We start from the raw sequence: 15,538 nt of genomic DNA, 5'->3' as shown, positions 1-15,538 counted from the left end.
GAAAGTGGAATAATGAAAAAGCTCATTGAAGTTACGAATGTATATAAAACTTTCGGTATTAAAGGCGCAGCCGATGCGACTGTCCTGGAAGACATCAACCTTTCCGTGCGCGAGGGTGAATTTCTGGCGATTCTCGGCCCTTCAGGTTCCGGCAAGTCTACCTTGCTACGCATTATTGCCGGATTGATTCCGGCATCAACAGGGACAATCAGTTATCTGGGCCAGGCAATTACCGGGGTAAATCCGGGGGTGGCAATGGTTTTTCAATCCTTTGCGTTGTTTCCCTGGTTGAACGTCCTGGAAAATGTCATGCTGGGGCTTGAAGCGAAACATATTTCCGAGGCGGATAAACGGGAGAAAGCGTTACGCATCATCGACATCATCGGCCTTGACGGTTTTGAGAACGCGTATCCCAAAGAGCTGTCCGGCGGTATGCGCCAGCGGGTCGGAATCGGGCGCGCTTTGGTCAGTGATCCGGATGTGCTGCTGATGGATGAGCCGTTTTCCGCGCTCGATGTGTTGACGGCCGAGAACTTGCGACGCGATCTTTTGGAATTGTGGCTGGAGAGGAAGATTCCTACCAAGGCGATCATTCTTGTAACCCACGGCATTGAAGAAGCAGTGTATATGGCTGACAGGGCAGTGATTCTTTCCACTGGTCCCGCTAAGATTGTGCAGGATATAACGATTGATATGCCGCGGTGGCGTGATAAAAAAGCCTTTGAGTTTACCAATATGGTTGACCGAATTTATTCTTTGATGACGCGTAGGGAAATGAGAAGGGCCGAGGACGCTGGAGGGCAAAATAGAAAGGTCGTTGCTTTGCCCTCTGTAACGGCAGGGGCTTTAACCGGTTTTCTGGAATTATTAGAAGACCTCAATGAAAAAACAGACCTTTACAAGCTGGCTGATCGATTTGTCATGGATATCGAGGACTTTTTCCCCGTTGTCGAGGCGGCAACTTTGCTTCAATTTGCCAAAGTGGTCGAGGGGGACATTGAATTGGTTCCCGCCGGCGTTGATTTTGCCCGTGCGTCCGTAACGGAACGGAAAGAATTATTCAAAGAACAACTTCTTGCCAATGTCCCTTTTGCGGGTCAAATGCTCAATATCATTGAATCCAAATCGAATAAGCGGATGAATATTGAATTTTTTGAGGACATTATCCGACGCTCGGTGGGTATGGAAGCGGCTGCACAGCAAATGGAAACATTGTTAAACTGGGGACGGTATGCAGAAATCTTCGAGTATGACAACCAGAAGGAGCAAGTCTATATCGAAGCGGCCGAACAAAATTAATAGCAGCAAGTGGCTGGTCTATGGCGGCCCGCCATTTGCTGCAAGGCGTTATAATATATTTAGGTTGAAATCGCGGGTAATTGAAAAAACTTTGAGATTTTGTCATATATAGGATATTTCATTAATACTATAATACTAAAATGTAATCCTTCTAAACTGCCGCCGTTATTTTTTGCTGCTAACCAAGGCAACTGGAGTGAGTTTTTAACTTTTCTGACTCTGGTTGTCTTGAAGCATTTAATCGTACTCTGCAGTTTTTGATGAAGCAAATTAGTGAGCTGGTGGTGATGTCATGCAGGAAAAGGCAACGATTTCTTTTGGTACATATTTACATAATAAACTTGAGAGGATAGGCATGTCGATTCGTAAACTAGCTCATGAATGTCAATATGATCCAGCTACGATTTCACGTCTGGCAAATGGAAAACAAAAACCACGGCCGGAGCATCTGGTAAAGATCGCCCAGGTTTTACAAATACCTGTCATTGAACTATGGCAGGCAGCCGGTTATATAAAAGAGGAAGAAGAAACAGCCAAAACGGAATTTAAACAAAGGGGATTGAATTTTGACGCTTGTACATTACCGCTGGTAGAAGGCTTGGAGCCGGTACACATTTTAGCCGAACTGGCTAAATATCGCCTTTACGCGCAAACGGCGGAAGGCCAGGAGATTATCCTGCAAAACTTTGTGAAAAAGCTTGAGCAAGTAAGCGGGGTCGGGCCATTTATCAACAAGCTGCAGACCCTGTACAGGCTTTATCAGGATGAAGCGACGGATCCTGAACAAAAGTATATAATCGGCAGTTTGTTGCTTTACTTTATTCTTCCCACGGACGTCATTCCTGATTATCTATTTCCAATCGGTTATTTAGATGATGCGATGGCAACAGACATTGTTTGGCAACAAATACAAGATTGTCTTGCCAAAAAAGTTTCGCCATAGTTTGGGGATAATGTGGTTTTTGGATTTGGATGTCTCTGATGTTGACTTGAAATCTTGATTATTATGTTGCCGTCATGATATAATATAATACCATGTGAAGGGGTCTCCCTATGGAGGCCTTTCTTTTTGGAAAAGAGGGAAAGGATATGACGTCTCAAATCCAGGAACGGGTAAAGGGGCAAAGAAATACTCGCCGGAAGCGGGTATTCATGATAACAGGTTTTTTAGCAGCTATGATATTGGTAGCTGCCGCCGCCGCATTTTATGGCCTTGGTTTCGATAACAAAAATGAAAAGGTCATGAGCCTTTCTTCGCCCCACGAAAAAATTAATATTTTGGTTTTAGGGATTGATAAACGCCGGGATGATATTGGACGCTCGAATGTTACCTGTGTGGTGACGGTTGATCCTGATACCCGGAAGGTATCGTTATTGTGGGTGCCGCGGGACAGCCGGGTAAAGATACCGGGAAATGGCTGGAATAAGATTGGCCATGCCTATGCGTATGGCGGACCAGCCTTGGCGGAGCAAACCGTGGCTAACTTGCTTGGCATTCCTATCCATTACTACTTCGAAGTCAATATGGATGGCTTTAAGAAAGTAATTGACGCATTGGGCGGGGTTGACATCAATGTGGATAAGCGCATGTATTACTACGATCCTTATGATGAAGGAGAAGTTGATAACAACGGTCTTATCGACATTCACCCGGGGTTGCAGCATATGGATGGAAATACGGCCCTTGAATATGTCCGGTTCCGCCATGATGAAATGGGCGATATAGGCCGGATTGAACGGCAGCAAAAGTTTATCAAGGCATTATTGGCGGATGTAGTGACTCCCTCTGTAATTACCAAGGTACCGGGGGCGATCCGGGAGGTTAATAGGGCTTTTAAAACGGATATGCCCGTAGGCGAAATGCTAAGTTTGGCCAAAATACTCAACGATGCCTATAAACAGGGGCTGAAAACGGAGATGGTGCAGGGTAAACCGGTATATATTGATAACATTAGTTACTGGATACCCGACATCGTGGCGATGCGCAAGCAGGTGGCACAGATCCAGGGAACCGTTATGGATGCTCAATATTTAGCGGCGGCGCAAAGCCTGGCGAGGGAGTATGAAACTTCCCTTTTCCAGGCAAAGTTGACAGAGGCGCCAACTGTTGCGGAATCAAAACCGGAACATCCGGATAAACATTCCGTACCGGCAACTACCAAAACGACTGCCACTGAGCCGGCAAATACTAAGAAAACTCCGGTCGCAACGAATAAGACAGCGCCCCTAACTACTAAGCCGAGCCCGGATGGCAGCAAGAATGGTAATGAACCGAGACTTCCGCCACTGCCTGCTTTGACAGGATCAGGGAACGACGGGGTAGTTCAAAAAAATACTGCCGTTGATACAAGTGGCAATCAGGGATAAGACAAAAATGACAGGAAAAACAAGCTGTCATCGCGAGCGGAGCTTTTTATTTCCGCCAAATTTTGTCGTATATTTAAGTTTTCTAGGATTCCGCAGTTGTAACTGGCAGGTCCGGGAGAAACCACACGGTTACTGTGTACACGGAGGGATAAAAGCCCAGGAGATATTTAAAATTTCCTGGGCTTTTTGAATATAGAGCTGCGGGCAAATAGCTTAAAAGGTTGATTTACTTAAACAGGAAAATCGGCAACATATGGATAAAGGTATACTATTAGATTCAGTCTATCATAGCAGGCAAAATTAATCGGCACTCAATACATACCGTTCGGAGCGGCATAACGTGAATTAAATTGCTAAGAGGTGCAGGAATATGAAAAAACCGGAAGAATTGGTGCTTTTATATCATTTTACCGAGGTTGAGAAAGAAGAAAAAATCAAAGCGGTTCTACAGCGTATGAAGATAAAATGCAAAAATATTTCCGGGGAAATGATCTCGCAAAAAGTAGGGTATCTGGCAGGTTTGCCAGGCTTTGCCGCGACCGTAAGCCCGGAGCCGGTTGAGCCGTTTGACCAGGAAGTGCTGCTGATGCAGGGTATCAGCAAGAAGCGGATGGATGAAATGCTGCTGAAATTCGAGGAGAATGGTATTGAAAAAATCCGCTGTAAGGCTGTGGTAACACCGTATAATGTATTTTGGACGTTTTCCCGCTTATGCAGCACGATCCAAAAAGAGCATTCATTGCTAAATTAAACCTAGAAAAATCCTCTTCCATAAATTTCTTGACTTTATCGTTTTTTTTATATAATCTAAATAGGAAATTTCTTATTATCCCATTTTTCGCATTCCTCTATCATTCGACAAGATTTCATTATTTACTTTGTGGTTATAAATGGGAGAAATATTGTCGTATAAGTTCAGGGGTGTGAAATGTGGGTTTTTGGCTAAAATATAAAGTTGGTCAGGCAATTTTATATTTTAGCCAATTTCAATTCCTGGAATGAAGGCGATATCATGAAAACGAAGCAACATTTTATCCTTATACTGCTGGCAGCCGTCGTAATCATTGCAGCGATCAGCCTATTCTTGTTAATTGGGATTCGACCTGAGGGAATTCCGGTATTAAATTATCACGAAGTAGTAAAAAATGACGAGGACAATCCATTAGCTCTGAGCGTAAAAGAATTTGATGAGCAAATGGCCTATTTGCACCGGAACGGTTATAAGGCCATTACCCCCGATGAACTGCTTGCCTATATCGGGCAGGGCCGGCAGTTGCCCGCTAAATCCGTGCTGATAACCTTTGATGACGGCTACCGCGACAATTATACCAATGCTTTCCCGGTCCTGAAAAAGTACGGTTTCACCGCAACAATCTTCTTAATTACCGATTTCGTTGGTAATGATGACTGGTATTTGAACTGGCAGCAGGTCAGGGAAATGCAGCGGGCGGGAATTGTATTCGGTTCCCATACATTGAATCATATTCCCCTGGTGGGTGTTCCGCCGGCAGAGGTATTGTTTCAATTGCAAAAATCCAAGGAAGGCATTGAATGGCGATTAGGGGTGCCGGTCAACTATTTAGCTTATCCGACCGGAGCCTATGATGCCCAAGTATGCCAATTAGTCCGGCAGGCGGGGTACAAGGCGGCGTTTAGCGTGGATTTTGGCAGGGTTACTCAGGCTAGCAAGGTTTATGCGTTGGAACGGGTCCCGATATTCAAATCAAGATGGTCTTTTTATGACTTTTATCTGCGGTTAAACTATACATCGCTGATTGAAAAGGCCAAATGGGTTAAACAGTGGCTGAGCCAAATTTGACGGTGGAGCCGGTTGAAGGAAGTTTATACTCCTCTGCTAATAGCGGGGGAGTTTTTTAAAGGCATAGCGCCGCAACCCCCGGTACAAACTGATACTAGGACAGCAATGAATAGAAAGAAGAGGGAGCATGCATGATTAATGATTTTTTGACGCTGGGTATCCGGCAGGAATTGAATAACTATTTGCGGGAATCAGGAATCACGAAGCCGACACCCATTCAGGAGCGGGCGATTCCGGTGCTGATGGCGGGTAAGGATTTGGTCGCTGAGGCGCAAACCGGTACAGGAAAAACGTTTGCCTTTTTACTGCCGGTTGTGGAAGCGATCGATGTAAAGAAACACTATGTTCAGGCGCTGATTCTGACTCCTACTCGGGAACTGGCGCTACAGATTGCCAAAGAAGCCAAAAAACTGGCCGATATCCTGGGGATCACCGTCTTGGCGGTATATGGCGGTCATGCTTTACAACCGCAGATTAATCGGCTGAAGGAAAAGCCGCAGTTGGTAATTGGCACGCCGGGCCGGCTTTTAGATCACCTGCGGCGCAAAACTCTGATTATTGCGGGGGTGTCAAGACTGGTACTGGACGAAGCGGATCAAATGCTGCATATGGGATTCCTGGACGAGGTGGAGACAATTATCCGGCAAACGCCGGATAATCGCCAGACAATGCTGTTTTCCGCTACCATACCGCCTCAAATCCGCCGGCTGGCGGCGCGTTATATGAAAAAGCCCGCCGATATTCGCCTGCAGACGCAAAATGTAACCCTGGATGAAATTAGGCAGATCGTGGTGGAAACCACGCAGGAGGAAAAACTGGATAAACTTTCTGCGCTAATCGATGAATTTCGTCCTTATTTGGCCATGGTTTTCTGCCATACCAAAGAGCGGGTCGGCGCGGTTGCGCTGGCGCTGGCGCAGCGCGGTTATGAAGTAGATGAAGTTCATGGAAATTTGTCGCAGAATAAACGGGAACGGGTCATGCAACGGTTCCGGGATGCCAAGATACAAATCTTAGTGGTTACGGACATTGCGGCCCGGGGCCTGGATATTGAAGGCGTTACCCATATTTTTAACTACGATATACCGCATGATGTGGAAAGCTACATTCACCGGATCGGACGAACCGGACGGGCCGGTGAGACCGGAACGGCCGTAACCTTCGTTATTCCTCAGGAAATGAAATATTTGCGCAAGATTGAGCAGGGGATCCGTTCTTCCATCAAAAAACAAAAACTGAAAAAAGGAACGGATCTTTCCTCCCTTGATGATGTGACGGAAGTACCTGAACCGGCAGCCTCTTCCCGTTCGGAGCGTGCGGAGCGGCCGGTTAATAAACCGGGGGGAGCAAAATCCGGACGTCCTTATAAATCCAAGACGGGAGGCAAGGGAGCATCATCAGGACATTCCCGGTCAGGGGAAAAGCCGGCTGGGCGAATCCGTTCCGCCCGGAAGCGTTCCGGCTGATTCCGGCGCGGGGAGAAGTATCGTCGAGTGGCAGAGTACTGCGGAAAGCGGGATGGATGGAAGTGGTTTATAACGCCGATTTAACCGTGCTGACCAGGATGGTAATACAAGCTTATGAAAGTAGTAAACGGGAACGGTTTTTACTCGGAATCACCGGCATTCCCGCTGCGGGCAAAAGCACCCTGGCCGGCGGCTTGATGCGGCAGGTCAATCAGGTCTTAAGGGAAGAGGCCGCAATCATGATTCCCATGGATGGATTTCACTATTCCAATGAACGATTGGCGCAAGAAGGCCTGCTGGCCTTGAAAGGAATCCCGGCTACTTTCGACGACGCCGGGTTTGTAGGGCTGATAAGGAAAATCAGGACTGCCGGCAGGGAAAAAATTTTCTGTCCCGCCTATGACCGGGGCCTCCATAATCCGGTGACAGCGGCAATATGCGTTGAACCCGGACATAAGATTATAATTGTGGAAGGAAATTATTTGCTGCTGGAGGCTCCACCCTGGCAGGAACTGACGGCTTTGATCGATGAATTCTGGTTCATTGATGTTTCGTCCGCTGTTTCCCGGGAACGTCTTTTACAACGGCATGCGCTTTCCGGCCGTAGCCGGGAAGAGGCGCTGCGCAAGATCGACTCTACCGATAAGCCCAATGCGGAACTGATTTTACAAACCCGCAGCAGGGCGGATAAGATAATTCATTTAAAGGAACGGGAAGAAACCGACGGACTGCCGAAAAAAGGAAACGGCAGCCATTTCGGGGAATAGATTAGTAGTGTATGCATGCCGATAGATTAAAGAGAAAGAGGTAACAGCATGGAATGGAAAAAGGGTAATATCTATCATGGATTTCGTTTGGAAGCGGAGAAACAGATTGAGGATATCCGGTCGTTAGCCAAGATATTTTATCATGAGCAAAGCGGCGCCCGGCTGTTTTTTTTGGAAAATGACGATGACAATAAAGTGTTTTCGATTACTTTTCGCACCCCGCCGGCGGACAGCACCGGTCTGCCGCATATAATGGAACATTCCGTACTGTGCGGTTCCCGTAAGTTTCCGCTGCGGGAGCCGTTTGTGGAGTTGGCGAAGGGCTCCTTAAATACGTATTTAAATGCCATGACGTATCCGGATAAAACGATGTATCCGATTGCCAGCCGCAATCCAAAGGATTTTCGCAATTTAATGGATGTTTATTTAGATGCCGTATTTTATCCGAATCTGTACGATTGTCCGGAAACGTTAATGCAGGAAGGCTGGCATTATGAATTGGAGGACCCGCAGGGAGAGATCACCTATAAAGGGGTCGTTTATAACGAAATGAAAGGGGCGCTTTCGGCGCCGGACGCAATCCTGGAGAGCCACACGCTGGCTGCGCTATACCCGGATACTGCCTATGGCTTTGAATCCGGCGGCGACCCGGAAGTGATTCCACAGCTTACGCAAGCGCAGTTTATTCAGTTTCACCGCCAATATTATCATCCTGCCAACGCCTATATTTATTTATATGGTGACATGGATCTTCTTGAACAATTGCAATTTCTTGATGAATCCTATCTCCGTCATTTTAACAAGACCCAGATTGATTCCACAATTAAGTTGCAGCCGGCGTTTTCGCGCAAAGTAGAGAAGGTTTTCGAGTATTCCATCGGGATGAATGAGCAGGCGGCCGACAAAACCTTCATGAGCATGAACTTTGTGGTGGGGCAAACCAAGGATGCCGAGCTGGCTCTGGCCGGGGAAATTTTAGAGTATCTGCTGTTGGAAACGCCGGCGGCGCCGCTGAAAAAAGCCCTGCTGGAAGCCGGCGTGGGCAAGGATGTTAAAGGCAGTTTTGTAAGATGCATGTTACAGCCGCTGTTTAGTATTATCGTGAGCGGGACTAATGAAAGCGAAAAAGAGAAGTTTGTCCGGACAGTGGACCGGGAGCTGAAGAGACTGGTAGCGGAAGGCATTGACAAGAAGCTGATTGAAGCCTGCATTAATCTGTTTGAGTTTCGTCTGCGGGAGGCTAACTACGGGATTCGCCCGAAAGGCCTTGTTTATAACGCCATGTGTTTGGACAGTTGGTTATATGACGAAAGTCCGGTCCTTCATCTGGAATATATGTCCAGTCTGGAAAAAATAAAAAGGGCGTTAACCACCGATTATTTTGAACAGTTGATCCAACGTTATTTACTGGACAACAATCATCAGGCCCTGGTTATTTTGCGTCCCCAGCCGGGGATGGCAGCGGCAAAAGACCAGGCCGTCCGGGAGGAGTTGGCCCGGTATAAAGCATCCTTATCACCGGCAGCCATTGATGAACTGATTGCCAATACGGCCCGGCTAAAATTGCGGCAGCAAACGCCGGATTCGCCGGCAGCTCTGGCTTCCATTCCCCTGCTGACGCTAAAGGATATTGAACCCCGGGCAGCCGCACTGCCGCTCAACGAAAAGAAAGAGCAGGAGATTCCGGTTTTATTTCATTCCCTTCCCACGAATGGAATTGCTTATGTAAATCTTTATTTCGATACCCGGCATGTGCCGGCTCAGTATTTGTCCTATGTTTATTTACTGGCGGAAATGCTGGGTAAGATTTCGACGGAAAAATATGATTATACGGAACTATCGAATGAAGTCAACATTCATACCGGCGGCATTACCAACGAGGTGGCTGTATATACGGAAAAAGACAATACGGAAACCTATTATCCCAAATTTATTATCAAATCAAAAGCCTTCGTGACCAAGCTGCCCGAACTCGCCGGACTGCTAAAACAAATAATTGCCCACAGCCGTTTTGATCAAGCCAAGCGGATCGGGGAACTGGTGCAGGAAGTCAAGTCGCGCTGGGATGCGAACCTGTTCAGCCGCGGCCGGGTCCTGGCCGTGAACCGGGTCCTGTCGTATTTTTCCGCCAGTGCCCAATATAGTGAGAACGGCATGCTGGCATTTTATGATTTCATTGCCGGTCTGGAAAGAGATTATGCCACAGGGGCGGCAGAAATTATGGAGAACCTGGCGAAGGTAACGCAGGCCATTTTTACCCGGTCCAACCTGCTGGTCAGTGTAACGGCGGATGAGGCCGCTTATGCCGCATTCCAGAGAGATTTTTCCGGCTTTTACTCCTGTCTGCCGGCGTCGCAGGGGCAGGACGAGTCTTGTCCGTTTGAACCGGCGCGGGGCAATGAAGGCTTTATGACGGCGGGAAAAGTTCAATATGTCGTTAAGGCGGCCAATTTCCGCCGGTTAGGTTATTCTTACCACGGTTGTTTGAAAGTGGCAGAAACGATTCTGAGTTATGATTATTTATGGACCCGCGTACGGGTTCAGGGGGGAGCCTATGGCGGTTTTGCCGGTTTCGAATCGAACGGCAATCTGGTTTTTAGCTCGTACCGTGACCCCAATTTAAAAGAAACATTGACCGCTTATGACGAAACAGCCGATTACCTGCGTCAATTCCCGGCGGATGAACGGGAATTGACCAAATACATTATCGGCACGATCAGCCGGCTGGATGCAGCGCTTGCGGCGGCGCAAAAGGGAGAACAGGCGGCGATCCGCTACATCCGGCACATTTCTCGGGCCGACCTTCAGCGAGAACGGGATGAGATTTTAGCCACCCGGCGGGACGACATCCGCCAACTGGCCGGCCTGGTTGAGGCGGCTATGAAACAGGATTATTTTTGTGTCCTCGGCAGTGAACAAAAGTTGCGGGAAAATGCCGGGCTTTTTAAACAGATAAGGAATGTGCTTAAATAAAATAGTAATGAAGGGGGACCGCTAAATTGGCTGGTCTCCCTTCTTACTTTCGTGCCCCGAGCCCTGAGAGAAAGTATAAGTTTTAAGGACTATAGAGATAGTCGTTAACGGCAGAAGAATCGCCTTATCAACGCTGCGCCGTTGCCACTTAACCTCCGCTTATGACAAGACGATCCTTCTGCCTGGATTGTTCACCTAAAGTGATTTCCAAATGCTTTCCCTGCGCCCCGAGCCCTGTGCTATGGACTGAAAAACCGCGTCAGTGGTTTTTCTTAGGGTTTACTGCGAAGGTATCTGGTCAGGGTTTCCCAGGCCATACCCAGTTTGCGGGTCAGTTGAACCGGCTTTTTGACGGATTTGAGATAGAACGCTTTGGCCGGCTTATCCTGCGGGACTGGTTTAGCCGCTGTGTTTTTAAGCGGCTTTGCCGGTGGCGGTTCCGCCGGGGCAGCCTGTTGTTTAGCCGGCGGATTTGCATTACTGCTGCCGGGAAAGGCTGCCGCTGCCGGGACAGCCGATTGGGCTGCCTGCTGCCGGAAGACGTATTTTACTCCCGTCACTTCTGCGGTAACAGAGTCCAGAGCAACCAGGTCATCCGGCCCCAGTTCCGTCAAGGATGCTTTTCCCAGAGCCCGCATGGCCTCTTCCATTTCCAGTACCATGGATTTAAAAGCGTTTTCCACACAAGTAGCCGCTTTGTCGATATCCAGCTTGGTCTTTGAGGGGGAATCATAATAGATCAGCGTGGTAAGCGGTTCCCAGGGGGTAACCTTCTCAATCTGACCGTGGACCAGCGCAAAAAGGGGAATCGTAGCAAGATAAACGGCATCGGCTCCTAAAGCCAGCGCTTTAAGGCATTGGCCCGGGGTAAAAAAACCACCGGCAATGATTAAGCTGACCGGATGACCCGTTAAGTACCGTTTGGCCCGGACCAGGGCATGTAAAGTCGGTATGCCGAAATCATCCTGTTTGATTGGCGTTGATGCGTGAGAGCCGCCTTGGGCACCGTCGAGAACCACCGCATCAAACCCTAAATTAACCGCGATTGCCAGATCTTCTTCCAGGTTATCAGTAGCCATCAGCTTTAAGGCAATGGGGATTCCAGCGGCTTTTTGCCGCAGTTTTTGCATAAAGGCGGGCCAATCTTCCAGTTTTTGCACTCCCGGCGGGGCAGGTAGCGCGACTGCGGGCTGGCCGGTAGTTAATCCACCGAGGACCCGTGCCCGGCCGGCAAGCTCCTTGGCATCGATGAGAACGCTTCCCATGTCGGCGCCTTGTCCCATCTGAACTTCCAGCATCGCGGCGGCCGTAATTTGTTCGTCCGTCCTGGCCCCCCAGGACCAGCGGGCAATTTGCAACACATGTCTGGTTGCGATTTCCTGCTCTTCCGGCAGTAGAGGCCCTTCGCCGGAACAGGTAGCGGTTTCTAATGCGGTTGCCGCCCGGGCCAGGGCAATCTTGGCCTGGTCGCTCATAGCCAGCCCGTAAGCCATGGCACTGATCATAAGCGGGATTTTAATGGTTAGCGGTTTGGCGGCTTTGGGGCCGATCGTGACGCTCATATCAATCGGATTGCTTTCAGGTAGGGATAATTTGGTCATTTGATGCGGGGAAAACATCAGGTTTTCCAATCCGAGAAAATGTTTTGGTGAGCCTAACGGCCGGGTGATTACTTTGCCTTTTTCAGCCCGTAAACTGAGCTCCAGAGTGTTTAAAACAGAGAAACGTTTTAAGGATGGCAGCAGTTCTGCAACGTTCTGGGTGTATTTGTCGGTCAGCACGAGTGACAATACATTATTACTGATAATCTTAACCATATAGCGAAAAAAGGGCCTCGCCAGCAGCAGCAAGAGAATAACCAGTAAAAAAAACAGCAGCAGCCAGCCGGAACTTGTTATGACGATGTTCATGGTATTCCTCTTCCGTTTTTTATTTTTAAAGTTTTTATCTGCGGGAGAAAAACGTGCCAGCGGTTTTTCATAGTATGTGAGGCTTTGATGCTGTTTAACCGTTAATAGTCGATTCTTGTTCCAAGGTACTAATGTATAGAAACACTTCGAGATAACCGATAATAAGACGAAGAATGCGAAGGAGAATGGTTCCATGGGACTTTATCTGAAGGGCTTTTTGGTGATTATAACCGCTTCTTTGGTGGCCTTTGCTTTGCTGATTTATATTTCAATAGCCCATGGCAGACTCCCCCCGGTCCCGGCTGAAGCCGAACAGGGGAAGATGGTGTTTCAACAGAAAGGCTGTATTGAATGCCATACTATATTTGGCAATGGCGGCTATAGCGGCGGGGATCTTACTAAGGTATACGGAAAATTTGGTCCGGCTGCTTTGCGGGATTATCTTGTTCATCCCCCTTTAATAACCGGGACCAAGTACAGACGGCACGACAAGCTGACGGAAGAGGAAGCAGACGAGGTGACGGCCTATTTTAAATTTCTCAATTCAGTTAATACATTGGGTTGGCCGCCCCGTCCGGTTTTTAGCAAAGAAATAAAATAAAGGAGTCATTCATTTGTTTCAAGCGCAGCGGTTAAGCGGTAAATATGCTTTGGTTGCCTGCCTGCTATTTTGGATGCAGGGATTTGCGGCTACGGTCGGGGCTTTGGAACTTGCTTTTCCTGAACTCGTTTTTCCCATTTCCTATGCGGCGGGCAGAGCTTTTCATTTAAATATCAGTATCTATTGGCCCTTGATCGGGGTAATCGGCGCAGTTTATTTTTTTTTCAGCCTGGAAGCGGAGCAGGAAATTTACAGTCCTAAGCTGGTCGATATTAATTTTTGGCTGCTGACGGGTTCCACGTTTTTAATTTTAGGATCGCTGCTGTTTGGTTTTACCGAAGGAAGGGAATATCTTGAAGCGATTTGGCCGTTAAAATTAGCCACGGCTGCCTCCACGCTGCTGCTGGGTTATAATCTGCTGCGTACGTATCTGGCTTCGAAGGCGCCGAAAAGCCGCGCTACTCTTGTCAGTATGGTGGCGGGCAGTATAACCCTGATTCTTTTTTATGTGCCCAATATTATGTCCTATGCCCAGCCAACCGTTGATGAAATTGCTAAGTTCTGGGTTGTCCACCTCTGGGAGGAAATGTCTTTAGAGTTAATGGGAACGGGCGTATTAGCCGCATTATTAATTCAAGTGACCGGCGCGCAGCGGCAGGCGACGGAAACGGCGATTTACCTGGATATGACCTTTGTGGCGTTAGCGGGGATCCTGGCCACCGGCCACCATTATTACTGGGTCGGAGTGCCGGCATTTTGGCTCTGGGTCGGCGGCATTTGCAGTGCGCTGCAAATTTTGCCCGCTATTTTACTGGTTTACGCAGCTTTGCAAACGGCTACCTTTTCCGGTTTCGCCAACCTGGAGCAGCGGGACCAAATTACGTTAGCCCTGGTCGGCAGCAGCTTGTTTTACCATATTTTCGGCGCCAGTTTTTTAGGTTTCTTTATGGCCTATCCGGGCATAAACCGTTATATTCACGGCACCTATATTACCTCGGCTCATTCCCATCTTGCTCTTTTCGGCGTGTTCGGTTTTTTAGCGCTGGCTGTTTGCTTTTATATTATTTTTACTGAATTTACGCTTACTTCAGCAGGATACCGCTGGTGCTGGGCGGCTGTCATTGCTCTGAATCTGGGTTTGTTAATTATGGGCACCGGCTTATTGCTGGCCGGTGGGCTTCAAGCTTATTTCTGGCGGGTCATCGGCTTGAGTATCGGGGCAACCAACCAGTTGATCCAGCCGTATCTTTTCCTCAGAATGTTAGGTGGTATGGTCTATGTCACCGGCAGTACTCTGTTATTTTTTATCATCGCCAAAAGTGTCTGGGCGGGTACCAAAGCGTATACGGATAAGGCGCATTGCAATAATAATTCATCCAGCGTTCACGAATTATTAAAATGCCTGGTGCAAAAGGAAAAGAGAAAAAAACAACTGCTATATAAAATCAGTGATATTTTACGTCAGCTATTATGGCTGGGGAAGAAGAGAGGACGGTAAATCCAGGCGTGTCAACCATAACCGTGCAGCCCCGGTAAAACAAGGGTAACGCCGATGAAGGTAAATAGTAAAACCATGAAGCCCGCTATGACCCAGTGGATGGCTTGTTTGCCGCGCCAGTGCAAGACGGTCCTGCCGTGCAGGTAAATCGTATATACCAGCCAGGTTATAAGCGACCAGGTTTCCTTGGGGTCCCAGTTCCAATAGGTTCCCCAGACGTTCTCGGCCCATACCGCACCGCTGCCAATCGCCAGTGTCAGAAGAGGCAAGGCGGTGCGAATGGCTTGCTCGACCAGGGTATCCAGGGTGCCCAGGTCCGGCAAAGCGGCGATAGCCGCCGGCATGGTGCCGTTTTTTTCTTCCCATCGCAGCCGGCACAGATAAGCTAAGGCCAGGACAAAGGAAATGACCAGGGATACATAGGCGGTCAGCGCCGCCATAACATGAAGCAGCAGCCAGTTGCTTTTGAGCGCCGGGAGCAACGGACCGGCCTGACGATAAAAACAGACGGCGACACCGGTCAGCAAAAAAGCCGCCGGCAGAATGAACTGGCCGAATGCCCGGCGGGAGCAAGATTTCCAGTACAGATGCAGCGCAATCAAGCCCCAGACAACCAAAAGGCCAAACTCGTAGCTGCCGGTCAGCGGGGCATGCCCGGCCGTGACCGTCCGCACTGCGAGGATTAACGTATTGGCGCTCCAGCCGATGAACGTGGACAGGGCCGCCAGCTTTCCCGCCAGCGGCCGCGGCCGCAGCCAATTCAAAAGGTAAAGGCAGCCGGCGCAAAAGTAAGCTGTCAGTGTTCCGGCTAAAAACATTGCTTCCCAGACCGCCATAT

12 protein-coding genes and 1 riboswitch are annotated in these 15,538 nt (G+C 48.6%); of the genes, 10 read left to right on the top strand and 2 right to left on the bottom strand.

Annotated elements, in window-relative coordinates; all coding sequences use genetic code 11:
- The first annotated feature begins 12 nt into the window (after positions 1 to 12).
- The 8 genes from LUCIF_RS24915 (at position 13) to LUCIF_RS24880 (ending at position 10,691) form a co-directional block, all read left to right on the top strand.
- Positions 13 to 1,299 (top strand): ABC transporter ATP-binding protein, encoded by a 1,287-nt coding sequence (locus tag LUCIF_RS24915; RefSeq protein WP_122630563.1) that lies wholly within the window; start codon positions 13 to 15, stop codon positions 1,297 to 1,299.
- Between the two features lie 292 nt (positions 1,300 to 1,591).
- Positions 1,592 to 2,242, top strand: a complete 651-nt coding sequence (locus tag LUCIF_RS24910; protein ID WP_122630561.1) for a helix-turn-helix domain-containing protein — start codon at positions 1,592 to 1,594, stop codon at positions 2,240 to 2,242.
- A 146-nt stretch (positions 2,243 to 2,388) separates the two neighbouring features.
- On the top strand, positions 2,389 to 3,666 hold the full coding sequence (locus tag LUCIF_RS24905; protein ID WP_165866163.1) for an LCP family protein: 1,278 nt from the start codon (positions 2,389 to 2,391) through the stop codon (positions 3,664 to 3,666).
- Between the two features lie 71 nt (positions 3,667 to 3,737).
- Positions 3,738 to 3,831, top strand: a riboswitch (guanidine-I (ykkC/yxkD leader).
- Positions 3,832 to 4,036: 205 nt separating this feature from the next.
- A complete protein-coding gene (locus LUCIF_RS24900) occupies positions 4,037 to 4,417 on the top strand; it encodes a DUF3783 domain-containing protein (protein ID WP_122630557.1) in 381 nt (126 codons plus the stop codon).
- 261 nt (positions 4,418 to 4,678) lie between these two features.
- Positions 4,679 to 5,485, top strand: coding sequence for a polysaccharide deacetylase family protein (locus LUCIF_RS24895; protein ID WP_122630634.1), 807 nt, complete (start codon positions 4,679 to 4,681; stop codon positions 5,483 to 5,485).
- Positions 5,486 to 5,616: 131 nt separating this feature from the next.
- Positions 5,617 to 6,951: a DEAD/DEAH box helicase gene (locus LUCIF_RS24890; protein WP_122630555.1), complete on the top strand. Its 1,335-nt coding sequence runs from the start codon at positions 5,617 to 5,619 to the stop codon at positions 6,949 to 6,951.
- A gap of 56 nt (positions 6,952 to 7,007) precedes the next feature.
- Complete coding sequence (locus LUCIF_RS24885; protein WP_122630553.1) at positions 7,008 to 7,718, top strand: nucleoside/nucleotide kinase family protein; 711 nt, start codon at positions 7,008 to 7,010, stop codon at positions 7,716 to 7,718.
- A 48-nt stretch (positions 7,719 to 7,766) separates the two neighbouring features.
- On the top strand, positions 7,767 to 10,691 hold the full coding sequence (locus LUCIF_RS24880) for an insulinase family protein (protein ID WP_122630552.1): 2,925 nt from the start codon (positions 7,767 to 7,769) through the stop codon (positions 10,689 to 10,691).
- Between the two features lie 272 nt (positions 10,692 to 10,963).
- On the opposite strand, the gene LUCIF_RS24875 is transcribed toward LUCIF_RS24880, so the two are convergent.
- Positions 10,964 to 12,601, bottom strand: coding sequence for an FMN-binding glutamate synthase family protein (locus LUCIF_RS24875; protein ID WP_122630550.1), 1,638 nt, complete (start codon positions 12,599 to 12,601; stop codon positions 10,964 to 10,966).
- Positions 12,602 to 12,794: 193 nt separating this feature from the next.
- On the opposite strand from LUCIF_RS24875, the gene LUCIF_RS24870 reads away from it, so the two are divergent.
- Positions 12,795 to 13,202 carry a c-type cytochrome gene (locus LUCIF_RS24870; protein WP_122630548.1) on the top strand — a complete coding sequence of 136 codons (408 nt, stop codon included), beginning with the start codon at positions 12,795 to 12,797 and terminating at the stop codon, positions 13,200 to 13,202.
- A gap of 13 nt (positions 13,203 to 13,215) precedes the next feature.
- Positions 13,216 to 14,700 (top strand): cbb3-type cytochrome c oxidase subunit I, encoded by a 1,485-nt coding sequence (locus LUCIF_RS24865; RefSeq protein WP_122630546.1) that lies wholly within the window; start codon positions 13,216 to 13,218, stop codon positions 14,698 to 14,700.
- 11 nt (positions 14,701 to 14,711) lie between these two features.
- Here the strand turns inward: LUCIF_RS24865 and ccsB are convergent, their stop codons facing one another.
- Entirely contained in the window at positions 14,712 to 15,536 is an 825-nt protein-coding gene (ccsB, locus tag LUCIF_RS24860; protein ID WP_122630544.1) for a c-type cytochrome biogenesis protein CcsB, read from the bottom strand.
- Positions 15,537 to 15,538 lie beyond the last annotated feature (2 nt).

Source organism: Allolucifera butyrica (genome assembly GCF_900476375.1).
GTDB lineage: Bacteria > Bacillota > Negativicutes > Sporomusales > UPPP01 > Lucifera > Lucifera butyrica.
Note: the sequence above shows the minus strand (reverse complement) of the source record. Positions and strands in the feature narration are given on the sequence as shown.